This window comes from Oleiharenicola sp. Vm1 (assembly GCF_047777955.1).
Lineage (GTDB): Bacteria > Verrucomicrobiota > Verrucomicrobiia > Opitutales > Opitutaceae > Didemnitutus.
This window is the reverse complement of record NZ_CP180537.1, coordinates 3,355,828-3,380,694: the sequence shown is the minus strand read 5'-3', so window position 1 is coordinate 3,380,694 and position 24,867 is coordinate 3,355,828. Positions and strand designations below refer to the sequence as shown.

Below are 24,867 nucleotides of genomic sequence, written 5' to 3'. Positions count from 1 at the left end.
CGAGCAGCGGCAGGAGGGCGAGGCGGAGGGCGGGGGAGGGAGCGGACATGGCGGATCAGGGCAAGGGGGTGAGGGCGGCGGCGCGGTCGAAGTCGGCGGCGGCGGACGCGAGGCGGGCGCGCGTGACGACGTAGTTCAGTTCGGCGGTCGTGAGCGTGTTGCGGGCGTCGAGCACGGTGAGCTGGCTGGCCAGGCCCTCGGCCTCGCGACGGGCGACGAGGCGGTAGGCGGCGCGCGCGGCGTCGCGACGCAGCGCGGCGGCGGCGAGGGCGGTGCGCGCGGTGGCGAACTCGTCGCGGGCCTGCTGCACCTGGAGGGCGAGCTGCTGCTCGGCGGCAGTGAGCTGGCGCGCGGCTTGGCGTTCGTCGATGCGGGCCTGGGCGACCTGGCTGCGGCGCTGCTGGCCGTCGAAGAGATTCCAATCGAGCACGAGCGAGCCCATCGCATAGCCGCTGCCGCGGCCGGTGCGGTAACTCTCGCCCTGGCCGCCGGCGTCGACGGCGAGGGCGAGGCTGGGCAGGTTGCGCGCCTGCACGGCATCGGCGGCCGCGCGCGCGGCGGTGCGGGCGTGGCGGAGGCTGTCGAGCTCCTCGCGTGCGCGGGCATCGGCGGCGGGGATCTCGGCCGCCGCCAGCGCGTCGGCGTAGCGGGCGGTCTCAGTTTCGTCCAGCGGCGGCAGCGCGGTGTCGAGCGGACGGTTGAGGAGGAAATTGACGTAGCGGTGCGCGCGGTCGCGGGTGGCGGCGGCTTCGGCGAGCTGCTGGCGCACGGCGGCGACCTCGGCCTCGGCGCGGAGCACGACGTCGTCGGTGACCTTGTCGTTGCGCGCCAGGCTGCGGTTCACGCGGAGCGATTCCTGGACGAGCGCCAGCGCGCTCTCGTAGATGCCGACGGCGGCGCCGGCCTCGGCGTGACGGAAGCAGGCCGCGTGCACCTCGGCGCGGAGCTGGCGGCGGTAAGCGGCCAGCTGCGCCTCGCGGGCGGCGAGCCCGGCGCGGGCGGCGGCGACGCCGCGCCGGATCTCCGGGGCGTAGAGCGGCTGCGTCAGGCGCAGGTGGGTGTCCTGCTCGCGCGCGCGGAGGAGCGAGATGGATTGGTTCTCGACCGTGGGGAAGCGCGCGGGCTGTCCCTGCGAAGCGAGATACTGGTTGAGGGTGGCGTAGGCGCCGTTGAGCAGGTCGCCCAGCGGCAGGTCGATCGTGCGGCCGCCGTCGGCCACGCTGTAGCGGGCGGAGAGGTCGAGCCGCGGCAGGAAGTGGCTGCGCGCCTCGGCGAGGCGGGCGGCGGCGCGCTCGACCTCGAGCGACTCGCCCGCGAGCGCGAGGTTGGAGCGCCAGGCCTCGGCGACGAGCGCCTCGACCGCGGCGGGCGGGGCGGGCCAGGACGGGATCGACGGGGCGGGCGTGGGCGCGGCGGCGGAGGCCGCGGTGACGAGCGCGAGGAGGAGGAGCGGGACGGGCGGCCGGGACATGCGCGCTGACAGTTTGTCAGCGCTGACAAGTTGTCAAGAGCGGCGCGGGCGCCCGGCGAGGCTGCGGCAGAGGAGGTCGAGGCCGAAGTCGGGCAGGTCGTCCGCGGCGGTGCCCAGCTTGCCCTCGATGGTGGGCTGCTGGGTGGTGGTGATCTGGATCAGGCCGTGGGTGAGGCCCCAGAGGCAGACGGCGACCTTGGCCGGATCGCCGAGGTCGCGGCGGATCGAGCCGTCCTGGATGCCCTTCTGCAGCGCGGCGACGAGGACGTCCATGATGCCGCTGAACTGCCGGTGGCATTCGGCCTCGAGCGGGTGCTCGGCGTGGTCGGGCGAGGGCTGCTTGGTCTCCCGGTGGGCGAGCAGCTGGAACAGCTCCGGCTCGTCGCGGGCGAACTGCACGTAGGCCCCGCCGATGGCCATGATCTGGTCCAGGCCGCTGAGGCTCGGACGCACGGCGTGGACGAAGCGCTGTTGGACCTTGCGGCTGCCGACGACCACGGCCTCGAGGAACAGCGTCTCGAGGTCGGGGAAATAGAAATAGACCAGCGGGCGGCTCAGCCGGGCGGCGCGGGCGATATCGCCGAAGGTGACGTTCTCCAGGCCGCGCTCGGCGAAGAGCTGGATGGCGGCGCGGAGGATTTCCTGCCGCCGCTGCTCGCGGTCGGGGAGGCGCGTCTCGTGGTGGGGGCCCGGCGTTTCATCGCGCCACGGTGCACCAGAGCTGACAGAGCGTCAACCTCCGGCTCGGGGCCGCGGCTCAGCGCAGGCGGATCTCGGTGTCGGCGGCGACCCAATCCTGCAGGCGCCGGGTGAGGTCGGCGACGAGGGCCGCGGGCGGGGTCTGGCCCGCGATGGGCTGGTGGATGATCTGCGCCGCGGCGTCGCGGTCGGCGGCGGCGAGCTGCTGCCACCACTGTTGCTTCACCGGGTAGCCCTCGTCGCGGAGGAAAAGGAAGAGCGCCTTGAGCCACACCAGGTCCGGGCGGGCGCCGGTCTCGAGCGCGCCGAGGCTTTGGCGGAGCAGGGCGGTGACCGGGGCGCGCGACTCGTCGGCGACCGGGTTGCGGCTGACCAGCGTGGCGAGGGCGGCCGCGGTGCGCAGGGCGTCGTAGCTGCGGCCGACGCCGGGGAAGCGGCGGACGTGCCGGTGTTCCCGGATGAACCAGGTGCGGCCCTGCGAGGAGGATTCGAGCGAGAGTTCGGCTTCGTCGAACAAGTCGAGCGGCGGCGCGCTCGCCGCCTTGGTGGAGAGCCGCCGCAGGCAGAGGAGCACGCCGTGCTCCTCGCTGAAGGCGGTCAGCTGCTCGAACGTGTCGGAGCCCGACGCCTGCCGGCCGAGGATGAGGGCGACGGTCGTAAGCGGCTGGCCGGGCATGGCGGAAAGCGGAGGACCGGGGACGGAGAACGCAGGACGCGGGGCGGCGGGCGCGGTCAGGCGCCGGCGGCCCAGGTTTTCAGCGCGGCCTTGGCGGCGGCGGGGTCGCTCCAGTTCGGCAGCACGGCGCCGCAGGAGATGACGACCTTCATGCCGTCGCCGACCGACATCTCGAGTTCGATCAGCTCGGCGGCGGGCAGGAACATGAAGAAGCCGTTCACCGGGCTCGGGCAGGTCGGCACGAAGACGGCCCAGTGGTCGCCCTGGAGGTGCCGGTGCGGTTCGCCGCGGTTGGTGTTGGTGACGAAGCCGATGGTGTAGGCGCCGGCGCGCGGGAATTGCACGAGCACGACCTTGCTGAACTGGGCGCGGTCCTTGGTGCCGAAGGTTTCGATGAACTGTTTGACGCTGTTGTAGAAGCCGCCGATGCCGGGGATGCCCTGGATGAGACGCTCGGCGACCATGCCGACCCACTGCCCGAGGAAGATGCGCGAGAGGTAGCCGAGGGCCGCGATCAGGCAGAGGACGATGACGGTCGTGGCGACGTCCCAGACGAGGGCGGGCAGGTGGCTGAGCGCCGCGGGCAGGTAGGGCTGGAAGAGCGGCGTGATGGAGCCGCCGACGAAGCCGATGACGAGGCGCAGCGCCCAGATGGTCACGACGAAGGGCGCGACCAGCAGGAGGCCGGTGAGGAAGGCGTTGCGGAGCGAAGCGAGGCGGGTTTCGGCCATGAGGTGACGTCGGATTCCTCACGCAAACGGGCGCGGAGGCAAAGGGAAATCAGCGTGCTCGCGGGCGCCGCGGCGGCGGCGGTGCGGCGAGGGCGAAGGCCGGGATCGCGGCGTGCGCGGCCAGAAGCTTCAGCGCGCGGGCCTCGGCGGCGCGCATGCGGCGTTTCTTCGCGGGCTGGAGGTCGTCGTAGCCGACGAGGTGCAGCCAGCCGTGGACGAGGTAGAGCGTGAGCTCGGTGGCGAAGTCGTGGCCGTGCTCGCGGGCGTAGGCGCGGGCGGTGTCGGCGGAGACGCAGACCTCGCCGGCGAGGCCGGCCGCGGCGTCGCCCTCGAAGGTGATCACGTCCGTCGGGCTCGGGTCGTCCATGAAATCCGCGTGCAGCTGGGCCAGGGCGGGATCGGTGAGGAAGACGAGGGAGAGTTCGCCGGCGGCCAGCGCGGACGGCTGCGGCTCGGCCGTGGCGGAGCGGCAGCGGGCGCGGGCGGCCGGGGAGAAGGTGGGCAGATCGGCCGGGAGAATCCGGAAGTGCGCGTCGAGCAGCGCGATCACGCGGCGGACCTGCGCGACGGGTGCGCGGAGCCGCGGGTGGCGGTTTTGGATCTCGATCGGGCGGGGCGTCACGCGCGGCGGGATCACGGAACGGTCGGGTGGCCGGGACGCTCGACGTCGGCGCCCGAGTTCTTCGCGTGCTCGTAGGCGTCGATGATCTTCTGCACCAGCGGGTGGCGGACGACGTCGGTGGCGGTGAAGTGGTGGATCTCGATGCCCGGGATGTTGCGGAGGATGCGCGGCGCCTGGAGGAGGCCGGAGGGCTTCGAGCGCGGGAGGTCGATCTGGGTGACGTCGCCGGTGATGACCATGCGCGACTCGTCGCCGAGGCGGGTGAGGAACATCATCATCTGCTCCGGCGTGGTGTTCTGGGCCTCGTCGAGGATGATGAAGGAGTTGGCGAGCGTGCGGCCGCGCATGTAGGCGAGCGGCGCGATCTCGATGATGCCCTTCTCGGCGAGCGTGGTGGCGTCCTCGGGCGAGAGCAGGTCGTGCATCGCGTCGTAGAGCGGCCGCAGGTAGGGGAGGATCTTCTCGCGCAGGTCGCCGGGCAGGAAGCCGAGCGTCTCGCCCGCCTCGACCGCGGGGCGGGTGAGGACGACGCGCTGCACCTGGTTCTTCATCAGTGCGGTGATGGCGGCGGCCATGGCGAGGTAGGTCTTGCCCGTGCCGGCGGGGCCGATGCCGAAGACGACCGGGTTCTTCTGGATCGCCTGCAGGTAGAGCTTCTGGCCGATGGTCTTGGGGACGATCGTCTTCTTCGCCGTGCCGATCTGCAGCGGCTCGGAAAAGAGCGCGCGCAGGCGCTCGGGGCCGCCGTCGGAGATGAAGGTGAGCAGCAGGCGGTGAAAATCCGCCGTGCGCATCGCCATGCCCTGGGTGCGGCCCTCGTTGAGGCGGGCGAAGAATTCGTCGGCGCCGGCGACGGCGGCTTCGGGGCCGTCGATCTTCAGCCAGTCGTCGCGGGTGACGAGGCGGACGCCGAGCTTCTGCTCCGCGAGCGTCAGGTTGGCCTCGTTGTTGCAGTAAAGCTGGGCGAGCTGGCGGGCGTTGGGGAAGGAAACGGTTTTCGAGACGGAGGGCACTGGGACGGAGGACGGAAAGCGGAGGGCGGAGGACTGAGGACGGAAGGCGGGCGACGTCGGGCGCTCAGAGGCGCGCGGGCATTTTCGGGAGCGTCTCGGCGAGGCGCCGATACATGGCCTCGAGCGATTGCGGCAGGACGCGCGTCTCGCCGATGACGGGCATGAAGTTCGTGTCGCCGGCCCAGCGCGGGACGATGTGGGCGTGGAGGTGCGGGATGCTGCCGCCTCCGGCGGCGCCGAGGTTGAAGCCGATGTTGAAGGCGTTCGGGTTCAGCGCGGCCTTGAGCAGCTCCTTGCCGAACACGATCTCGTCCATCAGGTCGGCGCGTTCGGCGGCGGTGAGCTCGGTCAGGTCGCTGGCGGCGCGGAACGGCACGGCGAGGAGGTGGCCGGCGTTGTAGGGAAAGCGGTTCAGCACGAGGTAGCTCAACGGGCTGCGATGGACGATCAGCGCCCGCGCGTCGTCCCCGAGGGCGGGCAGGGCGGTAAAGATGTCCCCCGTGTCGGGCAGCCGCGGCGCCTCGATGTATTCCATGCGCCAGTAGGCGTGCAGGTGTTGCATGATTCGCCGCAAGGTGGGACAGCCCCGACGGGTTGTCAAAGCTCGGGGACGGCGGGAGATGGACGGGGCGGGGAGCCGCGGCTTGACAGGGGGCCGGGCGGCTTAGTATGACGTTCGTCATATTAAATCCCATGCGCTATTCCGCCGGCCATAAACTCGCGACCCGGCGCCGCATCCTCGAGGCGGCGAGCGCGGCGTTTCGCGAGTCGGGCGTGGCGGCGACGGGCGTCGACGACGTGATGCGGCGCGCCGGGCTGACGCATGGCGGCTTCTACGCGCATTTCCGCGACAAGAACGAGCTGATCGCCGAGGCGTGCGCGACCGGCTTCGACATGGGGCAGGAGAACCTGGCGCGCATCGCGGCGCTGCCGACGCGCCGCCAGCGCGTGCGCGCGCTCGCCGCCAGCTACCTGAGCGCGCACCACCGCGACGATCGCGCCGGCGGCTGCCTCGTGGCGGCGCTGGGCGCGGAGGCGTCGCGCCCGAAGGGCCGGGCGCAGCGCGGCTACGCCGAGGCGCTGCAACGTCATCGCGGCCGGCTCGCCGCGGCGCTGCGGCTGGCCGAGGACCCGGCGGAAAACGAGCGGCTCACGACGTCGCTGCTCAGCATGCTCATCGGCGCGCTGATCCTCGCGCGCTCGCTGCTGGACGAGGCGGCGAGCCGCCAGCTGCTCGCGCAGACGCGCGAGACCGCGATCGCCTGCTTCGGCTGACCCCATTCGCCCTCCTCCCTTTCCCATGAACCATCCGCTCCAACCGCCGCGCCGTCGCGTGGTCGTCACCGGCCTCGGGGCCGCAACTCCCGTCGGTCTCACCGCGCCCGATTCCTGGCGCGCACTCGTGGCCGGCGAATCCGGCCTCGGCCCGATCACGCGCTTCGACACGACGAATTGTCCGGTGACGATCGCCGGCGAGGTGAAGAACCTCGACCCGCTGCGCCCGCTGGCCCAGCCGGTCTTCCCGCGCGGCGCCGGCACGGAGCCGGTGACGGCGGCCTTCAACGCGAAGGACACGAAGAAATTCGGCCGCTTCACGCACCTCGGGTGCGTGGCCGCGCTGGAAGCCTACGTGGACAGCGGCCTCGACGCGCACCGCGCGACGCTGTCGGCCGAGCGCATGGGCGTGAACCTCGGCGTCGGCCTCGGCGGCCTGCCCGAGATCGAGGGCACGCACGAGACGTGGCGCCGGGACGGTTACCGGAAGATCTCGCCCTTCTTCATCATCCAGATCGCGCCCAACCTGCTCGCCGGCCAGGTGAGCCTGCTGCTCGACGCGCGCGGCCCGAACATGTGCGTCGCCTCCGCGTGCGCCACGAGCGGCCACGCCCTCGGCGAGGCCGCGGCGGCGATCGCGCGCGGCGACGCCGACGTGATGTTCGCCGGCGGCGCGGAGTCGACGATCACGCCGCTCGCGATCGGCGCGTTCGCGCAGATGCGCGCGCTCTCGAAGCGCAACGACGACCCGAAGAAGGCATCGCGCCCCTACGATGCGGCGCGCGACGGCTTCGTGCTCAGCGAGGGCGCGGTGGTGTTCGTGCTCGAGGAATACGAGCAGGCCAAGCGCCGCGGGGCGAGGATCTACGCCGAGCTGCGCGGCTACGGCGCGTCGGCCGACGCGCACCACCTCTCCTCGCTCGCCCCCGGCGGCGAGGGCTCGCAGCGCTCGATGCGCGCGGCGCTCGCGACGGCGGGGCTGCGGCCGGACGAGATCGACTACGTTTCCGCACACGCGACCTCGACGCCCGGCGGCGACGGCGAGGAGGCGGCGGCGATCGCGACCGTGTTCGCCGGCAACAAGGCGGCGCTGAACGTCAGCGGCGTGAAGTCGATGACCGGCCACCTGCTCGGCGGCGCGGGCGCGATGGGTGCGTTCGCGGCGGTGATGGCGATCCGCGACGGCGTCGTGCCGCCGACGATCAACCTCGACCAGATCGAGCCGGCCTGCGCCGAGCTCGGCCTGAACTTCACGCCCAACACGGCGGTCCGCCGGCCGGTGCGCGCGGCGCTGTCGAACTGCTTCGGCTTCGGCGGCACGAACGCCTCGCTGGTGTTCGCGGCGGTGTGAGGAGCGCGCGCCAGATGGAACCGCCGGCGCAAGCCTTCTTTGTCGGGCGGGGTCGCCGAACCCCGCCGCGAGCGCGGCGAGAGCTTCGAACGGCGGGGTTGGGCGACCCCGCCCGACAATCACGGCCATGAGCGCGGTTCTCCTCGCGGCGGCGGCGAAGCGCGGCGTCCCGGTGCCACCGGTGCCGCACGATGCCGATGCGCTGGCGGAGCTCGCGGCGGCGATCTTCGTGCGGCCGCTGCGCGGCGCGCGGCGGGTGCCGCGCGAGCTCGGCTATCTGGAAACGGCGCGGCGGCGGACGCTGCGCACGAGCCAGGGTGCGCTCGCGGCGTGGGAGTGGTCGCCCGCGCCAGAGTCCGTATTACGGACTCTGGGCGGCGCAGGGGACGCGCCGCCGCTGGTCGGGCTCGTGCACGGCTGGGAGGGCCACGGCGCGCAGCTCGGCGCCTTCGCGGCGCCGCTGGCGGAGGCGGGCTTTCGCGTGCTGGCGTTCGACGCGCCGGGACACGGGGACTCGCCCGGCGACGAGGCGCACGTGCCGCTGGTGGGGCGCACGCTGGCGGAGATCGAGCGCGAGGCGGGCCGGTTTTTCGCGCTGATCGGGCACTCGATGGGCGCGGCGGGCGCGGCGATGAGCACGACGCTCGGCGTCGCGCCGCGCGGGCTGGTGCTGCTGGCGCCGCCGCAAAGCCAGCTCGAGCGGCTGACGCGGGTGGCGGCGCGGCTGCAGCTGGCGGACGGGTTGCGCGAAAAATTCTTCGCGGCGGTCGAGCGCCGGACGGCGGCGCGCAATGCGGACGTCGACTTGCGGGTGGTGGCGCGGACGGCGCCGTGCGCGCTGCAGGTGTTTCACGATCCAGCGGACGAGGACGCGAGTTTCACGGCGACGGAGGAAATCGTGGCGCTCTGGCGCGGGGCGCGGCTGGTGCCGGTGCCCGGCCGCGGGCACTACCGGATCCTGGCCACGCCGGAGATCGTGCGGCAGGCGGTGGAGTTCATCGGCGGCTTGCGGTGAGCGTCGCCGCCGCCAAGCTCGCCGCGTGCTCCAGGAGTTCAAACAGGTGACGCAGGAGGCCGGCGGCGGGCGCCGGCGCTGGTTCGAGGACGAGGCGCTGGAATTGATCGTCTGGTATCGCGGCGACGGGGCGTGCGACGGGTTTCAGCTTTGCTACCCGGGCGCCGACCGGCGGGAGCGGGCGCTGACCTGGCGGGAGGCGCGCGGCTTTTCGCACGCGGTGGTCGACCCCGGAGACACGCGGCCGGATAAGAACCTCACGCCGGTGCTGACGCCCGACGGGGCGGTGCCGTGGGCGCGGCTCGAGCGCGAGTTCGACGCGCGGGCGGCGCGGCTCGAGCCGGCGGTGCGGGATTTCGTGGCCGAACGCCTGCGGGAGGGCGCGCGATGAGCGAGCGCCGGCTGGTCGTCTTCGTCGTGCTGCTGCTGCCGGTGCTCGGCTGGTCGGCGGTGCGGCCGCACGATTATTTCACGTGGCTGCTCGAGGTGCTGCCGGTGCTGATCGGCGTGCCGCTGATGATCGCGGTGCGGCGGCGTTTCCCGCTGTCGACGCTCCTGCTCGTGCTGGTGTGGCTGCACTGCGTGGTGTTGATCTTCGGCGGACACTACACCTACGCGCGCGTGCCGCTGGGCGAGTGGTGGATGCAGTGGTTCGGGTGGACGCGGAACAACTACGACAAGCTTGGGCATTTCGCGCAGGGTTTCGTGCCGGCGATCCTGGCGCGGGAGATCCTCGTGCGGACATCGCCGCTGGGCGATCGCGGGGACGGCCGACGCTCGCGCTGGCTGGGCTTCCTCGTCACGAGCGTCTGCCTCGGTTTCAGCGCGCTCTACGAGCTGATCGAGTGGGGGTGGCGGTGGCGTCGGGTGCGGCGGCGGACGATTTTCTCGGGACGCAGGGTTACGCGTGGGACACGCAGTCGGACATGGCGTGGGCGCTGGGTGGGGCGCTGGCCGCTTTGGCGTTGCTGAGCCGGGGGCACGACCGTTCGATGGCGCGACTCCCGCATGGAAGCCCCGAGCCCGAACGCTGAAATTCCGTCCGCCGCGCCGGCGGCGCCCGGGGCTTTCGTGGCCGCCCTCGTGCTGGCGGGCGGCTTCGTGGCGTTCGTGGCGTGGGATCAGTCGCACTGGTGGCGGGTGAAGGAGGATTACACGTTCGGCTGGCTGGTGCCGGTGTTCACGGCGTATGCGGTCTACGATCGCTGGCCGCAGATCCGGGCGCGACTGGCCGAGGCGGCGCGGGCGGAGCCGGCGGCGGCGGGGGTGCGATGGACGCTGAACGTCGCCGCGGCGCTCGGGCTGGTGGGCGGCGCGCTGTTTTTCCTGCTCGGCGCCTTTTACCGTGCGGGCGCGGGCACGTCGCAGCCGGGGACGTTCGCGCTGACGACGGGCATGATGGCGATCGTGCTGTCGCTGCTGTTTTTCAACGTGCCGACGCGGACGGACCGGAGCCCCGGGGCGGAAAGGGCGATCGAGGCACCCCGTGCCAAGCGGGGGCTCGGGGCGCTGGTGGCGGAGCCGCGGTTCCGCGTGGCGGCGCTGTTCCTCTTCCCGGTGGGCGTGTGGCTGATCTCGGCGCCGCTGGTGTCGGCGGTGGAGGCGCAGATCAGCCTGTTCCTCCTGCGCAAAGTGGTGACCGTGGTCGCCTTCGTCTTCGACGTGCTCGGCTACCCGGTGGAGCAGCAGGGCAACGTGCTGATGCTGCCGAAGGGGCCGGTGGGGGTCGCGGAGGCGTGCTCGGGCATCCGCTCGCTGACGGCGTGCCTCTTCGCGGGCTCGTTCCTCGGGGCGATGTTCTTCGACCGGCTGTGGAAGAAGGTCTTCCTCGTGGCGGCGGCGATGGGGTTCGCCTTCGTGATGAACCTCGCGCGCAGCCTCTTTCTGACCGGCTGGGCCTACGCCTACGGGCCGGAGGCGATCAACGGCACCGTGCACGACACCGCCGGCTACGCGGTGCTCGGCGTGACCTGCCTCGGCCTGCTGGCGCTGGTATGGCTGCTGAACCTGAAGCTGGAAAAATCCTCGCGCCGCCGGCGGAGAAGACGCCCTGACGCCGGCCGGGGCGGGCCGCGGCCTCACTCCGAGGTCACCAGCAGCGTCGTGGCCAGCTCGGGCCGGAGATGGCGGCGCGCGAAGGCGTTGAGTTCGTCGACCGTGATCGAGCGGTAGTCGGCGGTGCGCGAGAGCGGCAGGGCGACGGCCCAGGGTTCGACGCCGAGGTTGGGCAGGACGTAGTAGTTCCAGTAGGTGTCGTCGCGCAGCTCGGTGGCGAGGGAAGCGACCTTCGGTTCGTGGATCTGGGTGAACTCGTCCGGGGTCAGGCCCTGGCGCGCGAGGTTCGCGGCGATCTCGCGGACGAGGCCGGCGACCTTCCGGGCGCGGGCGGGCTCGACCTGGACGGCGGCGTAGAGGAAGCCGCGGGTCGGCCACGCGCTGCTCTGCCACAGGTCGGATTCGGGCGCGTAGGTCGCGCCGAGCTCCTCGCGGACGCGGCGGGTGAGGCGGAGCTGGAGGGCGAGGGTGAGCATGCGCACGCGGCGCGGGTCCTCGATGACGCGCGGCACGTCGAACGGCCAGGCCACCATGACGGCGGTCTTGTGCAGCCCGGGCGCGAGCTGGACGGATTCCTCGACCGCGCGGCTGGTCAGGCGCGGACGGAGCGAGTCGGCGAGCGGGTGGCGGGCCTCGCGGGCGGGCAGGGAGCCGAAGGTGCGGCCGACCTCGGCAATGGTGGCCTCGGGGTCGATGTCGCCGCAGATCGACACGTCGAGCGGGCCGCGGGCGAGGATCGGCTTGATCCAGGCGCCGATGTCCTCCGGCGTGTGGCTGAACACCGCGTCGCCGTTGGCGATGCCGTAGCGATGGTCGCCGGCGTGCACGAGCCGGGAGACGACCACCTGGCCGAACTGCTCGGGGCTGGCGGCGACGCCGCTGTAGTAGGATCGCAGCTGGCTCATGGCGGTGAACATCGGCGCCGGTCGCAGCGCGGGGTCGAGCACGTAGGCGGCGTTCAGGCGCAGCAGGGTCGGCAGGCTGGCGCGGGAGGCGGTGCCGGCGAAGACGTAGCAGTCCTCCTCGGCTTGGAAATTCAGCTGGAGGGACTCGGCGGCGAGGATGCGGCTGAGCGAGGCCTCGTCGTGGCGGCCGACGCCGCCGGGAAGGAGCACGGTCGCGCTGGCGGCGGCGAGGCCGGCCTTCGCGGCCGGTTCCTCGACCCGGCCGTAGCCGACGCGCACGCGGACCTCGACGTGGTTGGGCTGGTAGTCCGTGCGCTTGAGGGCGAGCCGGACGCCGTTGGGGAAGGTCACGACCTGGGCGTCCACCTCGGGGAAGGACTGGCGCGAGGCCGCGGCCGGCACGGGGCCGTCGAACGGGTAGGCGAGCGTCTTCGCGATCACGACCGGCTTGTCCTCGAGCGGGGTGAGGCGGCGGTTGTCGACGACGGCCTGGACGATGTCGTCGCCGCGGGTGAGGCCCGCCTGCGTGCCGAGCACGGCGAACTGGCGGGCGTCGCCCGGCCAGGTCTCGCGCAGGGCGGCCAGGCACTCCGCGGGGGTGAGCTGGCGGACGCGTTGCTCGACCGCGGCCCAGGTGTCGGCGGGCGAGGTGGGCACGAAGCCGAATTCGATCGCCTGCAGGAGCGCTTGCGCGAGCGCCAGGGAGGGCGTGCGCGGGGCGGAGCGGATCGCCTCCTGGTAATGGGCCGCGAAGCGCACGCGTTGCGCCTCCACCTCGTCGTCGGAGAAGCCGTAGGCGAGGGCGCGGCGGAGTTCCTCGTCGAGCGTGGTGATGCCGCGGCGCCAGAGTCCGGTCTGGGTGCTGATCTGGAGGAAGCTGACGTCGGCGGACTGGAAGAAGTCGAAGCTGCCGGCCTGGGCCTGGCCGAAGGCGACCGGGTTGTCGCGCACCAGGACCTGGAGACGCTCGTGCAGCATCCAGTCGACCGCGGAGCGGGCGATGGCCGCCTCGCGGGCGGCGCGGGTGTCGAGGGGCGCGCGGTTGGGCCGGACCGAGTAGACGACGTTGGTCATGCCCCCGGGCTCGTGGGTGGCGATGTAGCGCGCCTCGGGGCGATCGGGGTGGGCAAAGCGGCCGAGGTCCGGCTCGGGCGGCGGCGGAGCGGCGGGCTCGGCGAGCGGGCCGAAGTGCCGGGTGACGAGCGCGACGAGTTGCTCGCGCGGCGCGTCGCCGACGGCGATGAGCGCCAGGCGCGAGGGCCGATACCACGTGCGATAGAACGCGCGCAGCGCCTCGGGCGTGGCCCGGCGGAGCTGTTCGGTCTCGCCGAGGACGGAGCGCGCGGCGAAGCGCGTCTGCGGGAAGAGGTATTCCTCGATCTCCCGTCCGTAGTCGAGGCGCGTGCTGGTGTGGGCGCGGCGCTCGCTTTCGACAACGCCGAACTCGCGCTTCACCTCCGACGGGGCGAAGGTGACGTTCTGCGCGAATTCGACGAGCACCTCGAAGGCCTGGCGCAACGTGGTCTCGTCCGTGCGGGGGACGTCGAGCTGGTAGAAGGTGGAGGTGTAGCCGGTGAAGGCGCTCAGGTGCGCGCCGAGGCGGTAGCCGGCGCGCTGCATGGTGTCGACGAGCGTGGTGCCGGGGTAGCGCGTCGTGCCGTTGAACGCCATGTGCTCGACGAAGTGGGCGAAGCCGCGCTGGTCGTCGCGCTCGTAGATCGAGCCGGACTGCACCCGCAGGATGAGGAACACGCGGCCCGCGGGCTCGGCGTTCGAGCGCACGACGTAGCGCAAGCCGTTGGGTAGGGTGCCCCACTGCCACGCCGGGTCGGGATGCAGGTCGGCCGTCTCGAGCGGCCAGTCGGCGGCGGGGAGCGCGGCCGGCGCGGCGAGCAGGGCCGCGAACAGGGTCAGGCGCGTGAGCAGGGGGCCGAGAAGACGGGCGCGGCGCGGCGCCCAACCGGGGAGTGCATCAGAGACGGTGAGATGAATTGGCCCGGGGCGGACTGAATCGGAACGGGCGCGGGCTTGGCAATGCGGATTCGCCGCCGCGCGGGGACAAAAAAATCCGCGGTCGCCGGCGACCGCGGATGGGAGAGGGGGCGGGAAGCGGCGCTCAGTTCGCCTTCTTCACCTCGGGGAGCGAGATGAACTCGCTGCTCTTGGCCGGATCGAGGTAGCGGTGCGCGAGCTCGGTGAGTTCGGCGGCGGTGATCGACTCGAGGTCGCCCAGGCGGTTGCGCGCCCACTCGAGGCGCTCGGGCTGCTCCTGCGCGGCGGAGAGCACGCTGCCGAGCCAGTAGGGATTGGTGCGCACGGACTGGCGCGCGGCGGTGAGCGCGGGCTGCTTGGCGCGGACGAGTTCCTCGTCGGTCACGCCCTTATCGAACAGGCTGGTGGCGGCGGCCTTCATGGCGTCGGCGACGGCGCGGGCCTTGTCGGGGGCGACGGTGGCGTTGGCGACGAGGTGGCCGAAGCCCTTGAAGGTGTCGCTGAGGCTGGCCCCGGCGTCGGGCGAGTAGGTGTCGCCCATCTCCTCGCGGATCTTGACGCGCAGGCGGTCGTTGAACACGGCGGCGAGCAGGCTGATGCGGCGGGCGAGCTTGGCGTCGCGGGCGTCGGTCGCGGGCCAATACATCTGCACGATGCCCTTCGGGATCTCGGTGACGGTGAAGAACTGCTTGGCGACGGGTGCGCCGAAGGCGACCTGGCGCTCGGCGTCGTAGGCGGGCTTGGCCTCGCGCGGGGGCAGGGCGCCGAAGGTGGCGGCGACGGCGGCGGTGGCGGCGGCGGGGTCGAAGTCGCCGACGATCGCGACCTCGATGGCGCCGCGGGCGAACTGTGGCACGAGCCAGGCCTTGGCCTCGGCGAGCGTGCGCGCGGTGGCGTCGGCCTTGGCGGGGAGGCCGAAGCGGTGGTCGCCGTTGGCGAGGAGCGGCGGGACCTCGGTCTGGAGCGGCCATTCGACGGTGTTGGCGCCGCGGGTGTAGAAGGCTTCGACGCCCTTCGCGTAGAGGCGCATGGCCTCGGGGCGGAAGCCCGGGTCGGTCACGTAGGCGGCGAGGAGCTGGAGCTGGAGGGCGAGGTCGTTGCGGTTGGTGGTGCCGTTGAAGACGAAGGCGTCGCCGGCGATGCTGAAGCTCGTGCCGACGGTCCGGCCGGCGAGGAGGCGCTGGAGGTCGTCGGCGCTGTGCTGGCCGAGGCCGCCGGCGAGGAAGGTGTTGCCGACGAAGAAGGGCAGGCCGGGCTGGTCGGCCGGCGCGGTGAGGCGGCCGCCGCCGATGCGCACGCTGATGCGGACGCGGCCGGCCTCGAAGTCGGTCGGCTTAAGGTTGAGGCGCACGCCGTTGGCGAAGGTGAGGAGCGTGATGCCGAGGTCCTCGGCCTTCTGCTCGTGCTGGACGGTGCCAGGGGGACCGAAGCGGGTGTAGGCGAACTGCGCCTCCTCGATCTTGGCCGGCGGCTGCACGGCGACGGCGCGGCTGGCCTCGTAGGCGGCGACGATCTGGGTCTCGGCCTGGTCGAGCTGGAGGTTGCCGGTGACGAAGATGCGGCGGCCGGTGTGGTCGTCGAAGGCGTTGCGCAGGGCGGCGAGGCAGTCCTCGGCCGTGATCTTCTCGAGCGCGGGGGCGAAGAGTTCCAGCTCGGTCTTGGGATGGGTGAAGACGTTCTGGTCGACGAAGCTGTTGACGATTTCCATCGCCAGGCCCTCGGAGCGGCGGGTGGGGGCGGTGCGGACGGCCTGCTCGAGGGCGTTGCGCAGGCCGGCGACGGCCTCCTTCAGCTCGGCGGCCTGGAAGCCGAACTGGAGGGCGCGGCGGAGCTCCTGCTCGCCGACGCCGAGGGCGGCGCGCCACTGCTCGGGCTTGCAGGTGAGCTCGACCGAGGCGTTGCGGAAGAAGTCGAACTGCTCGGTGGCGCCGACCTGGCCGCCGATGAAGGGCGCGCCCTCCTGCTTGGCGAGGATGGAGAGGCGGCGGTTGAGCATGCGCAGCGCGAGCTGGCGCGGGAGATACTTGAGGCGGTTGGCGGCGGTGTCGGGCTCGAAGCTGTAGGGCGTGACGGTCTGGATCGAGACCTGCACGGAGCCGGCCTCGGGCTCGGGGAGGAGCTTGGCCACGACGCCCGCGACGGGCGTGACCGCGCCCAGCGACGGCGGGAGCGCGGCGGGCGCGCGCGGCGTCACGGGGGCCAGTTTCTCCTTCAGCACGCGCTCGACGGTGGCGGGGTCGAAGTCGCCCACGGCGACGACGCTGATGAGCTCCGGGCGATACCAGGTGTTGTAGAAGTCGACGAAGCGCTGGCGCGGGGCCTGGGCGATGATCTCCTCGCGGCCGATCGGGATGCGCTGGATGAAGCGGGCGTCGGGGAGGAGGAACTCGAATTCGCCGATGAACTGGCGGAACTCGACCGAGTCGCGCGCGCGCTTCTCGCTCAGGATGATGCCGCGCTCCTTGTTGATCTCGTCCTCGAGCAGGAGCAGGCCGCCGGCGTAGTCGGCGAAGAGCGTGAAGGCCTTGTCGAGCGTCTCGGGCTTGGTGTCGGGCAGCTCGAGCATGTAGACGGTGCGGTCGAAGCTGGTGAAGGCGTTGGTGTCGCCGCCGAAGCTCATGCCGAGGCGCTGGAAGAACTCGACCAGCGTGCCCGGCGCGTAGTGCGTGCTGCCGTTGAACGCCATGTGCTCGAGGAAATGGGCGAGGCCGCGCTGGTCGTCGGACTCGTTGAGCGAGCCGGCGCGCACGACGAAGCGGAGGCTGGCGCGGTTCTTCGGCTCGTGGTTGGGGAGGATGGCGTAGCGGAGGCCGTTGTCGAGGCGGCCCCATTGGACGGCGGGGTCGACCGGCAGGTCGGAGGTTTCGTGGGCGAGCTGCGAGGTGAGCGGGGCCGCGAACAGCGACGCGACCGCGAGGCAGGAGAGGAGCGCGATGCGGGACAACATGGCGGGAAAGATTCAGCAAGCCTGCCGGGGTGGCAAGAGCCCCGGTGTAGTTCTTTCGGAGTGTTTTTTCGGCTTGCCTGGGTCGCGGGCGACCCGTGCGGCCGACAAGATTTTTCGTGACCCCGCCGCGCGCGGGTCTTCTACTTCCGCGAAAATGAAGAAAGCCAAACGCCAGACGAAACGCCCCGAAGACCTCAACGCCGCCCTCGCGGCGAAGAAGGGACCGGTCTCGCAGTTCATCGCGCACAACTACCGCCACTTCAACGCGGCCGCCCTGCTCGACGCCGCGAAGGGCTACGAGGCGCACCTCGCCGCGGGCGGCAAGATGCTCGTCACCCTCGCCGGCGCCATGTCGACGGCCGAGCTCGGCATCACCCTCGCCGAGATGATCCGCCAGGACAAGGTCCACGCCATCGTCTGCACCGGCGCCAATCTCGAGGAGGACATCTTCAACCTCGTCGCGCACGACTACTACGAGCGCGTCCCGCACTACCGCCACCTCACCGCGGCGGACGAGCAGGCGCTGCTCGACCGGCACATGAACCGCGTCACCGACACCTGCATCCCCGAGGGCGAGGCCATGCGCCGCATCGAGGCCGCCGTGGCGGAGGAGTGGATCGCGGCCGACCAGAGCGGCCAGCGCTTCTTCCCCCACGAGTTCATGTATAAAATTCTCCGGTCGGGTAAGCTGAAGAAGTTCTACCAGATCGACCCGAAGAACTCGTGGATGCTCGCCGCCTGCGAGAAGAACCTCCCCATCATCGTCCCGGGCTGGGAGGACGCCACGCTGGGCAACATGTATGCCGGCCGCTGCGTCACCGGCGAAATCAAGAACGTCCACACCGTCCGCACCGGCATCGAATACATGGTCTGGCTGGCCGAGTGGTATACGAAGACCGCGAAGCGGCTCCGCAACGGCGAGGGCTCGATCGGCTTCTTCCAGATCGGCGGCGGCATCGCGGGCGACTTCCCGATCTGCGTCGTGCCCATGCTGCACCAGGACCTCGGCCGCACCGGCGTGCCGCTGTGGGGCTACTTCGCCCAGATCAGCGACTCGACCACCAGCTACGGCAGCTACTCCGGCGCCGTGCCGAACGAGAAGATCACCTGGGGCAAGCTCGGCGAGAAGACGCCGAAGTTCATCGTCGAGTCCGACGCCACGATCGTCGCCCCGCTGATCTTCAGCTGGGTGTTGGGTCAGTAAGCGTTTCCTTTTTGAACCACAGAGGCACAGAGGACACGGAGACCTGCTCTGTGGACTCTGTGCCTCTGCGGTTTGGTCCGATGCCTGCCTCGCCGTGATCTGGGTCTACCGCCTCCTCTTTCTGCCCGCGCTGCTGCTCGCCGCGCCGTATTACCTCTGGCGGATGCGGAAGCGCGGCGGCTATGCCGTGGGCTTCGGCGGCCGCTTCGGCGAGGTGCCGGAGCTGCCGGCGAAAAGCGCCGCGCGCAAACGCGTCTGGCTCCAGGCGGTGAGCGTCGGCGAGATGCTGGCCATCGGGCCGCTGCTCGAGGGGCTCAAGCGCGACGGCTGCGAGACCTACCTCACGACGACCACGAGCACGGGCTACGCGCTCGCGAAGGAGAAGTATGCCCTGCTCACGATCGGCATCGGCTACTTCCCGCTGGATTTCTGGGCGTTCAGCGCCCGGGCCTGGCGGCAGGTGCAGCCCGACCTCTGCGTCCTGATGGAAGGCGAGCGCTGGCCCGAGCACGTGCGCGCCGCCCGGGGACGCGGCGTGCCGGTGGTGAGCGTGAACGCGCGGCTCTCCGACCGCAGCTTCCGCCGCTCGGTGCGCTTCAAATGGGCCCTGCGCCCGCTGGCGGCCGGGATCACGCGGGTGCTCGCCTCCGCCAAGCGCGACGAGCAGCGCTTTCGCGCCCTCGGCTTCCCGGCCGAGCGGCTGCAGACCACGGGCAACCTCAAGCTCGACGTGGCCATCCCGCTGCTCGACGACGCCGCGCGCGTCGCCCTGCGCCGCGCGGTCGGCCTGCCCGCGGGCGGGCTCGTGCTGCTCGGCTCGTCGACCTGGCCGGGCGAGGAGGAGGCGCTGCTCGAGGCCCTGCGGCGGGCGCGGGCCGACGGCCACGACGTCTCGCTGCTGCTCGTGCCGCGCCACGCCGAGCGCCGCGAGGAACTGCGCGGGCTGCTCGAGCGCAGCGGCTTTTCCTTCCATTTCCGCTCGGAGGGCGCCGCGCCGCGGACGGTCGACGTCGCGGTCGGCGACACCACCGGCGAGCTCCGCCAGCTCACGCAGCTGGCCGATCTCGTCTTCGTGGGCAAGAGCCTGCCGCCGCACGACGGCGGCCAGACGCCGGTGGAGGCCGCGATCCTCGGCAAGCCGGTGCTGCACGGGCCGAGGATGACGAATTTCCGCGACATCATCCGCTCGCTCACCGAGGCCGACGCCGTGCGGCGCGTGGCCACGCACGCCGAGCTCGTGCGCCTGGCGGTGGAGCTGCTGGAGAACGCAGCGGAGCGCGAGCAGCTCGCGGCCGCGGCCCGGGCCTGGAGCGCGGCCAACCGCGGCGCGACGGAGCGCACGCTGGCCGTCCTCCGCGCCGAGCTGGCGGCGCGCGCCTAGCGGGGCACGCCGGCCGGACCGGCGCCGACGCGGGCGAGGACGTGCGAGGCGATGTCGCGCGCGGCGGAGGGCCGGGCAAGGCGGCGAAGGCCGGCGCGCAGCTCGCGCCAGCGGGCGCCCTCGTGGGCGAAGATATCGTGCAGCGCCTGGGCGATCGCGGGGGCGTCTCGGCGAGGACGCCGGCCTGATGCGAGCGCAGCAGCTGCCAGTTGCCCTCCTCCTGGCCGGGCACGACCTGGTTCACGATCATCGGGCAGAGCGCGTTGATCGATTCCTGCGTGGTGGCGCCGCCGGCCTTGCTGATGACGACGTGGTGCGTCATCAGCAGCTCGGGGATGCGGTCGGTCCAGCCGAGCACCTCGCTGTGCGCCGGCGCGCTGCGGACGAGCTGCGCGAGCTGCTGCTGCAGGACGGTGTCGCGGCCGACGGTGAAGGTGATGTGCCAGTCGGACCACCGGGTCAGGACGCGGGCGGTCTCGAGGGCGCGCGTGCGGCCGGAGTTGATCATGTAGAGGATCCGGCGCTGGCGCGTGCGGGCGGGGTCGGGCGGCTGCAGCGTCGGGTCGCGGTCGGCGAAGGCGGCCGCGACCGGGAAGCCGGCGACGTGGACCTGCGCGGCGGCGACGCGGGCGCGATGGAGGTAGGCGGCCGAGGCGGTGTCGGTGACGAACCAGCCCTCCGACGGCGCGCGATACCAGAGCGAGTTGATCGTCAGCGCGTCGGTGACGACGGTGTGGAGCGGCGGCAGCGCGTAGCCCTGGGCGCGGAGCTGCTGGAACAGCCAGGCGTAGACCGGGTAGGTGCTGACCACGGCGTCGGGGCGGCGCGCGCGCAGCGTCCGGGCGAGCAGCTGGGCGTGCCCGCGCAGCGCGCGGAGCAGCAGCGGCGCGCTCGGCGAGCGGTCGAGCCACTGGTAGAAGCGGCTCCAGAGGCGCGGGGCGTGGTTGATGACGCGGAGGTAGGCGCGGCGCGAGATCCGGTCGAGCCGCGGGGCCTGGTGGGCGAAGAGGTCGAAAATCTCCACCTCGACCCCCGGGTGCTCGGCGAAGGCCGCGCGCAGCGCGCGGGCGGCGCTGTTGTGGCCCTCGCCGTAGCTGGCGCTGAGGATCAGGATGCGGCGCATGGTCAGGCGGTGAAGGCCGCGAGCGAGACCGGGAGCGGCAGGTCGGCCGCGGCGTCGGCGTCGTCCGCCGCCTCCGGCTGCGGCATGGGGAACTGGGCGAGGAAATCCTTGAAGTGGATCAGCTCGAAGCGGCCGTCGTGGTGCTCGACGATCGCGCTCATCGTCTCGACCCAGTCGCCGGAGTTGAGGTAGTGGACGCCATCGATCTGCTTGTCGGCCGGGGTGTGGATGTGGCCGCAGATGACGCCGGTGCAGCCGCGGGAGCGGGCGAGTGCGGCGACCTGGTGCTCGAACTTGCCGACGAACGAGACCGCCTGCTTGACGCGGGCCTTGATCGCCTGGCTGAGCGAGAAGTATTCCTTCCCGCGGAGCTTGCGCCAGGCGTTGTAGAGGCGGTTGAGGCGGAGCAGAAGCGCGTAGCCCATGTCGCCGAGGTGGGCGAGGAAGACCATGTTCTTCACCACGCCGTCGAACACGTCGCCGTGGAGCACGAGGTAGCGGCCGCGCGGGGTCTCGAGCACGCAGTCCTCGACCAGCCGGATGCGCTCGAACGTCATCGGCAGCAGGCGGGCGAGGAAGTCGTCGTGGTTGCCGCGGAGGTAGACGACGTCGGTGTCCTTCTTCTGCACCATGGTGAGGACGCGGCGGACGAAGCGCGTGTGGTCCTTGGTCCAGCGGCCGTCGCGGCGGAGGCGCCAGCCGTCGATGATGTCGCCGTTGAGGAGGAGGCGCTCGCAGCGGACGTGCTTGAGGAAGTGCGTGGCCTCGGCGGCCTTCGAGTGCGGCGTGCCGAGGTGCACATCGGAGAGGATGGCGGTGCGGACGGAGAGGACGGGCTTGCTCATGGCGAAGTTGAGAGCGGAGAACTGAGAGTGGAGAGCGCCTTGGCCGGCGTGCGCGTGGCGTTGTGGTCGTCGATCGCCTCGGCGAGGTCGCGGGCGAAGCCGTCGATGACGGCGTCCCACGAGAGGCGGGCGGTGGTGGCGCGCGCGGCGCGGGCGAGGCGGGCGCGGAGCGCGGCGTCGCCGGCCAGACGCAGGGCGTGGGCGAGGAACGCGGCCTCGTCGCCCGGGCGCGCGACGAGGCCGTTCTGCTCGTGGCGGATGAACTCGTGGGCGGCGGCGTAGTCGAAGGCCCCGACGGCGAGCCCGCTGGCAAGGGCCTCGGTGACGACGTTGCCGAAGGTCTCGGTGTGGCTGGCGTGGAGGTAGAGGTCGCCGCTGGCGTAGTGGCGGGCGAGGTTGGCGCCGGTGTAGAAGCCGGTGAAGACGGCGTCGGGCCGCTGGCGCTGGTAGGTCGCGAGCATCGGGCCGTCGCCGACGAGCACGAGGCGGGCGCGCGGCTGGACCGCCTTGATCGCGTCGTAGGCGCGGAAGAGCAGGGGTAGTTTTTCTCCGCGGCCATGCGGCCGACGTGGACGATGACGAGGTCGCCCGGCTGCGCGCCCCACGAGGCGCGGAGCTCCTCGTCGCGGCGCTCGGGGGTGAAGAGCCGGGTGTCGACGCCGCGCGAGAGCAGCCGGAGGTGCGCGTAGCCCTCGGCGTCGAGCCGGGCGCGCAGGTCGTGCGTCGGCACGAAGGTGCGGAGCGTGCGGTTGTGGACGCGGCGGAGCCAGGCGGCGACGACGGGCTTGAGGAAGCCGAGGCGGTAGTCGCGCGCGTATTGGTCGAAGTTGGTGTGGAAGCTCGAGGTGACGGGGAGGCCGAGGGCCTGCGCCGCGCTGATGGCGGAGGCGCCGAGCGGGCCCTCGGTCGCGACGTGGACGAGATCGGGCGCGCTGACGGACCAGAGCTGGCGCAGGCGGCGGCGGGCCGGGAAGCCGACGCGCAGCTGCGGGTAGCCGGGCAGGGGAAGCCCGGCAGGCGCACCTGCCGGCAGGCGAGGCGCTGCGTCACGGTGCAGCGCGGGGATTCGTGGCGCTGGCGCGGGCGGACGACGGTCACGCGGTGCCCGCGGGCGGCGAGGCCGTCGACGAGGCGGCCGAGCGTCATGGCGACGCCGTTGATCTCGGGAGCGTAGGTTTCGGTGACGAGGGCGAGGTGCAAGATGGTTTGCCCGGACAGCGGCGGAGCCGGCCGTCGAGCGGAGGCAGGTTGGCACGCGCAGGTGAAGAACCCGCGGCGGCCGGGTGACGAATCGGTGAACAAAGTTGCGGCCGGGCTGACTCAGGTGACATTCAGGTGACGACGCCGGTTGCCGCTGGCCGCTGGCCCGGGGCGTCGTTAGCTGCGTCCCGTCCCATGAGTCCCGCCGTCAAACGCCCCAAACGCTCGCCCAAGATCACCGCCGCGATCGGCCGTGCCCTGTCCGCCGGCACGGGCCCGGCCTGGCATTATTTCAACCGCGAGCTCAGCTACCTCGCGTTCAACCGCCGCGTGCTCGAGCAGGCCCAGAGCCCGGCGAACCCGCTGCTCGAGCGGGTGAAGTTCCTCGCCATCGTCAGCTCGAACCTCGACGAGTTCTTCGAGATCCGCGTCGCCGGCCTCCAGCAGCAGCAGGACTCGGCCGGCGGGGAGCCGAGCATCGACGGCCTGACGCCCAAGGAGCAGCTGAAGCAGATCCGGGCCGGCGTGGAGAAGCTCAGCCGGGACCAGCACCGCTGCTGGCACGAGCTGCTCGTCCCCGCGCTGGCGAAGGAGGGCATCGCGTTCCTGACCCCGGCGCAGCTCGACGCCAAGCAGCGCGCGTGGGTCGAGCAGTATTTCACCACCAGCGTCCTGCCCGTGCTCACGCCGCTCGCGATCGACCAGGCGCACCCGTTCCCGCAGCTCGGCAACAAGACGATGAACGTGCTGCTCACCCTCGACAACCCGGAGACCCCCGAAAACGAGGCGCACCTCGCGATCCTGCCCGTGCCCCGCAGCCTGCCGCGGCTGGTGCTGCTCGACGGCGACGCCAAGGTGCAGCGCTTCGTCTTCCTCAGCGACGTGATCAAGCTCTGCGCCGGCGCACTGTTCCCCGGCTACGTCATCCGCAGCGCGCACGCCTTCCGCGTCACCCGCAACAGCGACCTCTACATCGACGAGGAGGAGGTCGAGAATCTGCTCAAGAAGATCGAGGACGAGCTGCGCAACCTCCGCCGCGGCGCCGCCGTGCGCCTCGAGATCGAGGACGGCGTGGACGACGAGACCTTCCAGACGCTCTGCCGCCACCTCGCGCTGCCGGAGGAGAACGCCTTCCGCACCCGCGGCCCGTTGAACCTCCTCCGGCTGATGGGGCTCTACGAGCGCACCGACCGGCCGGACCTGAAATACGCGCCCTTCGTGCCGGCGGAGATGCCCTTCCTGCGCGCGAAGCCGCTGCTCTTCGACGTCATCCGCGAGCGCGACGTGCTGCTGCACCATCCCTACGAGTCGTTCACGCCGGTGGTGGACTTCATCGAGCAGTCTGCGACCGATCCGCACGTGCTCGCGATCAAGCAGACCCTCTACCGCACCAGCGGCGACTCGCCCATCGTGCGCGCGCTCATCGAGGCCTCGCGCCTGGGCAAGCAGGTCACGGCCCTGGTCGAGCTGAAGGCGCGCTTCGACGAGGCGAACAACATCAAGTGGGCCCGCGAGCTCGAGGAGGCGGGCGTGCACGTGGTGTTCGGCCTCGTCGGCCACAAGACCCACTGCAAGTGCAGCCTCGTCGTCCGCCAGGAGGCCGACGGGCTCCGCCGCTACGTCCACCTCGGCACGGGCAACTACAACCCCAAGACCGCGCGCCTCTACACCGACCTCAGCCTGCTCACCGCCAGCCCCGAGCTGACGGCCGAGGTGGCGCAGCTCTTCAACGCCCTCACCGGCTTCGGCCGCACGCCGGAGTTCCGGCACCTGCTCGTCGCGCCGTTCAACCTCCACTCCCGCATCCAGGAGCTGATCGCCGCCGAGGCCGCGCACGCCGCCGCCGGCCGCCCGGCCCGCATCATCGCGAAGATGAACAAGCTCGTCGACCCGGTGACGATCGACAACCTCTACGCCGCCTCGCAGGCCGGCGTGCAGATCGACCTCATCGTGCGCGCCACCTGCTGTCTTGCGCCCGGGCTCAAGGGCCAGAGCGAAAACATCCGCGTGCGCAACCTCGTCGGCCGCTACCTCGAGCACGCGCGCATCTATTACTTCGAGAACGGGGGCGCGCCGCATCTCTTCGCCGGCAGCGCCGACTGGATGACGCGCAACTTCTTCCGCCGCGTCGAGGCGCTGTTCCCGATCTACGATCCCGAGCTGCGCCGCCGCGTCATCGGCGACATCCTGCCGGCCGAGCTGCGCGACAACGTCGATGCCCGCCGCCTCCAATCCGACGCCACCTACACGCCGGTGCCGCGCGGCGAGGGCGAGATGGCGTTCTCCGCGCAGACCTATTTCATGCAGGAGGCCACCGCGCGCGCCGAATCGGCGGTCGAGGTGGCGCCCCAGCCGCAGTAAC

At 71.9% G+C, this 24,867-nt stretch carries 20 protein-coding genes and 3 pseudogenes; 10 read left to right on the top strand and 13 right to left on the bottom strand.

What is annotated here, in order from left to right; translation table 11 throughout:
- Nucleotides 1–55 precede the first annotated feature (55 nt).
- The 7 genes from ACMYLB_RS16280 to ACMYLB_RS16250 form a co-directional block, all read right to left on the bottom strand.
- Complete coding sequence (locus ACMYLB_RS16280) at nt 56–1,471, bottom strand: TolC family protein (RefSeq protein ID WP_415908011.1); 1,416 nt, start codon at nt 1,469–1,471, stop codon at nt 56–58.
- A gap of 33 nt (nt 1,472–1,504) precedes the next feature.
- A complete protein-coding gene (locus tag ACMYLB_RS16275) occupies nt 1,505–1,969 on the bottom strand; it encodes a TetR-like C-terminal domain-containing protein (protein ID WP_415908010.1) in 465 nt (154 codons plus the stop codon).
- A 259-nt stretch (nt 1,970–2,228) separates the two neighbouring features.
- Nucleotides 2,229–2,846: a hypothetical protein gene (locus ACMYLB_RS16270; protein ID WP_415908009.1), complete on the bottom strand. Its 618-nt coding sequence runs from the start codon at nt 2,844–2,846 to the stop codon at nt 2,229–2,231.
- Between the two features lie 56 nt (nt 2,847–2,902).
- Nucleotides 2,903–3,577, bottom strand: a complete 675-nt coding sequence (locus ACMYLB_RS16265; protein ID WP_415908008.1) for a DUF502 domain-containing protein — start codon at nt 3,575–3,577, stop codon at nt 2,903–2,905.
- Between the two features lie 49 nt (nt 3,578–3,626).
- Nucleotides 3,627–4,199, bottom strand: a complete 573-nt coding sequence (gene ybeY / locus ACMYLB_RS16260) for an rRNA maturation RNase YbeY (RefSeq protein WP_415908007.1) — start codon at nt 4,197–4,199, stop codon at nt 3,627–3,629.
- Nucleotides 4,200–4,210: 11 nt separating this feature from the next.
- Entirely contained in the window at nt 4,211–5,212 is a 1,002-nt protein-coding gene (locus ACMYLB_RS16255) for a PhoH family protein (protein ID WP_415908006.1), read from the bottom strand.
- Nucleotides 5,213–5,276: 64 nt separating this feature from the next.
- Nucleotides 5,277–5,774: an HIT family protein gene (locus ACMYLB_RS16250; RefSeq protein ID WP_415908005.1), complete on the bottom strand. Its 498-nt coding sequence runs from the start codon at nt 5,772–5,774 to the stop codon at nt 5,277–5,279.
- Nucleotides 5,775–5,905: 131 nt separating this feature from the next.
- Between ACMYLB_RS16250 and ACMYLB_RS16245 the strand changes: the two genes are divergently transcribed.
- The 6 genes and pseudogenes from ACMYLB_RS16245 to ACMYLB_RS16220 all read left to right on the top strand — a co-directional run bounded on the left by ACMYLB_RS16245 (nt 5,906) and on the right by ACMYLB_RS16220 (nt 11,025).
- The gene (locus ACMYLB_RS16245; RefSeq protein WP_415908004.1) at nt 5,906–6,487 is read left to right on the top strand and encodes a TetR/AcrR family transcriptional regulator; all 582 of its coding nucleotides are present in this window, start codon (nt 5,906–5,908) and stop codon (nt 6,485–6,487) included.
- 25 nt (nt 6,488–6,512) lie between these two features.
- Nucleotides 6,513–7,838, top strand: a complete 1,326-nt coding sequence (gene fabF / locus ACMYLB_RS16240; protein WP_415908003.1) for a beta-ketoacyl-ACP synthase II — start codon at nt 6,513–6,515, stop codon at nt 7,836–7,838.
- 127 nt (nt 7,839–7,965) lie between these two features.
- Nucleotides 7,966–8,853 (top strand): alpha/beta hydrolase, encoded by an 888-nt coding sequence (locus ACMYLB_RS16235; RefSeq protein ID WP_415908002.1) that lies wholly within the window; start codon nt 7,966–7,968, stop codon nt 8,851–8,853.
- Between the two features lie 25 nt (nt 8,854–8,878).
- Nucleotides 8,879–9,244 (top strand): hypothetical protein, encoded by a 366-nt coding sequence (locus ACMYLB_RS16230; protein WP_415908001.1) that lies wholly within the window; start codon nt 8,879–8,881, stop codon nt 9,242–9,244.
- Nucleotides 9,241–9,887 (top strand): annotated as a pseudogene (locus ACMYLB_RS16225) (DUF2238 domain-containing protein). The gene ACMYLB_RS16230 and the pseudogene ACMYLB_RS16225 overlap by 4 nt, the downstream one beginning before the upstream one ends.
- Before the next feature lie 37 nt (nt 9,888–9,924).
- Nucleotides 9,925–11,025: an exosortase/archaeosortase family protein gene (locus ACMYLB_RS16220; RefSeq protein WP_415908000.1), complete on the top strand. Its 1,101-nt coding sequence runs from the start codon at nt 9,925–9,927 to the stop codon at nt 11,023–11,025.
- Here the strand turns inward: ACMYLB_RS16220 and ACMYLB_RS16215 are convergent.
- Together ACMYLB_RS16215 and ACMYLB_RS16210 are read right to left on the bottom strand one after the other, a co-directional pair.
- The gene (locus ACMYLB_RS16215) at nt 10,932–13,607 is read right to left on the bottom strand and encodes a M16 family metallopeptidase (RefSeq protein WP_415907999.1); all 2,676 of its coding nucleotides are present in this window, start codon (nt 13,605–13,607) and stop codon (nt 10,932–10,934) included. The genes ACMYLB_RS16220 and ACMYLB_RS16215 overlap by 94 nt on opposite strands.
- Before the next feature lie 322 nt (nt 13,608–13,929).
- Entirely contained in the window at nt 13,930–16,752 is a 2,823-nt protein-coding gene (locus ACMYLB_RS16210; RefSeq protein ID WP_415907998.1) for a M16 family metallopeptidase, read from the bottom strand.
- Between the two features lie 154 nt (nt 16,753–16,906).
- Here ACMYLB_RS16210 and ACMYLB_RS16205 point away from each other — a divergent pair, with 154 nt between their 5' ends.
- The 3 genes from ACMYLB_RS16205 (at nt 16,907) to ACMYLB_RS16195 (ending at nt 19,849) form a co-directional block, all read left to right on the top strand.
- Nucleotides 16,907–17,956, top strand: coding sequence for a deoxyhypusine synthase family protein (locus ACMYLB_RS16205; protein ID WP_415907997.1), 1,050 nt, complete (start codon nt 16,907–16,909; stop codon nt 17,954–17,956).
- A gap of 94 nt (nt 17,957–18,050) precedes the next feature.
- Nucleotides 18,051–19,337, top strand: a complete 1,287-nt coding sequence (locus ACMYLB_RS16200) for a 3-deoxy-D-manno-octulosonic acid transferase (protein ID WP_415907996.1) — start codon at nt 18,051–18,053, stop codon at nt 19,335–19,337.
- A gap of 209 nt (nt 19,338–19,546) precedes the next feature.
- A complete protein-coding gene (locus ACMYLB_RS16195) occupies nt 19,547–19,849 on the top strand; it encodes a hypothetical protein (RefSeq protein ID WP_415907995.1) in 303 nt (100 codons plus the stop codon).
- A gap of 134 nt (nt 19,850–19,983) precedes the next feature.
- Here ACMYLB_RS16195 and ACMYLB_RS16190 read toward each other — a convergent pair.
- The 4 genes and pseudogenes from ACMYLB_RS16190 to ACMYLB_RS16175 all read right to left on the bottom strand — a co-directional run.
- Nucleotides 19,984–20,358: pseudogene (locus tag ACMYLB_RS16190) on the bottom strand (MGDG synthase family glycosyltransferase); the annotation flags it as partial.
- Between the two features lie 104 nt (nt 20,359–20,462).
- On the bottom strand, nt 20,463–21,305 hold the full coding sequence (locus tag ACMYLB_RS16185) for a UDP-2,3-diacylglucosamine diphosphatase (RefSeq protein ID WP_415907994.1): 843 nt from the start codon (nt 21,303–21,305) through the stop codon (nt 20,463–20,465).
- Nucleotides 21,302–21,787: a glycosyltransferase gene (locus ACMYLB_RS16180; protein ID WP_415907993.1), complete on the bottom strand. Its 486-nt coding sequence runs from the start codon at nt 21,785–21,787 to the stop codon at nt 21,302–21,304. The genes ACMYLB_RS16185 and ACMYLB_RS16180 overlap by 4 nt, the downstream gene beginning before the upstream one ends.
- Nucleotides 21,788–22,011: 224 nt before the next feature.
- A pseudogene (locus ACMYLB_RS16175) lies at nt 22,012–22,560 on the bottom strand (glycosyltransferase); the annotation flags it as partial.
- A 140-nt stretch (nt 22,561–22,700) separates the two neighbouring features.
- Between ACMYLB_RS16175 and ppk1 the strand changes: the two are divergent.
- Nucleotides 22,701–24,866 carry a polyphosphate kinase 1 gene (gene ppk1 / locus ACMYLB_RS16170; protein WP_415907992.1) on the top strand — a complete coding sequence of 722 codons (2,166 nt, stop codon included), beginning with the start codon at nt 22,701–22,703 and terminating at the stop codon, nt 24,864–24,866.
- Nucleotide 24,867 lies beyond the last annotated feature (1 nt).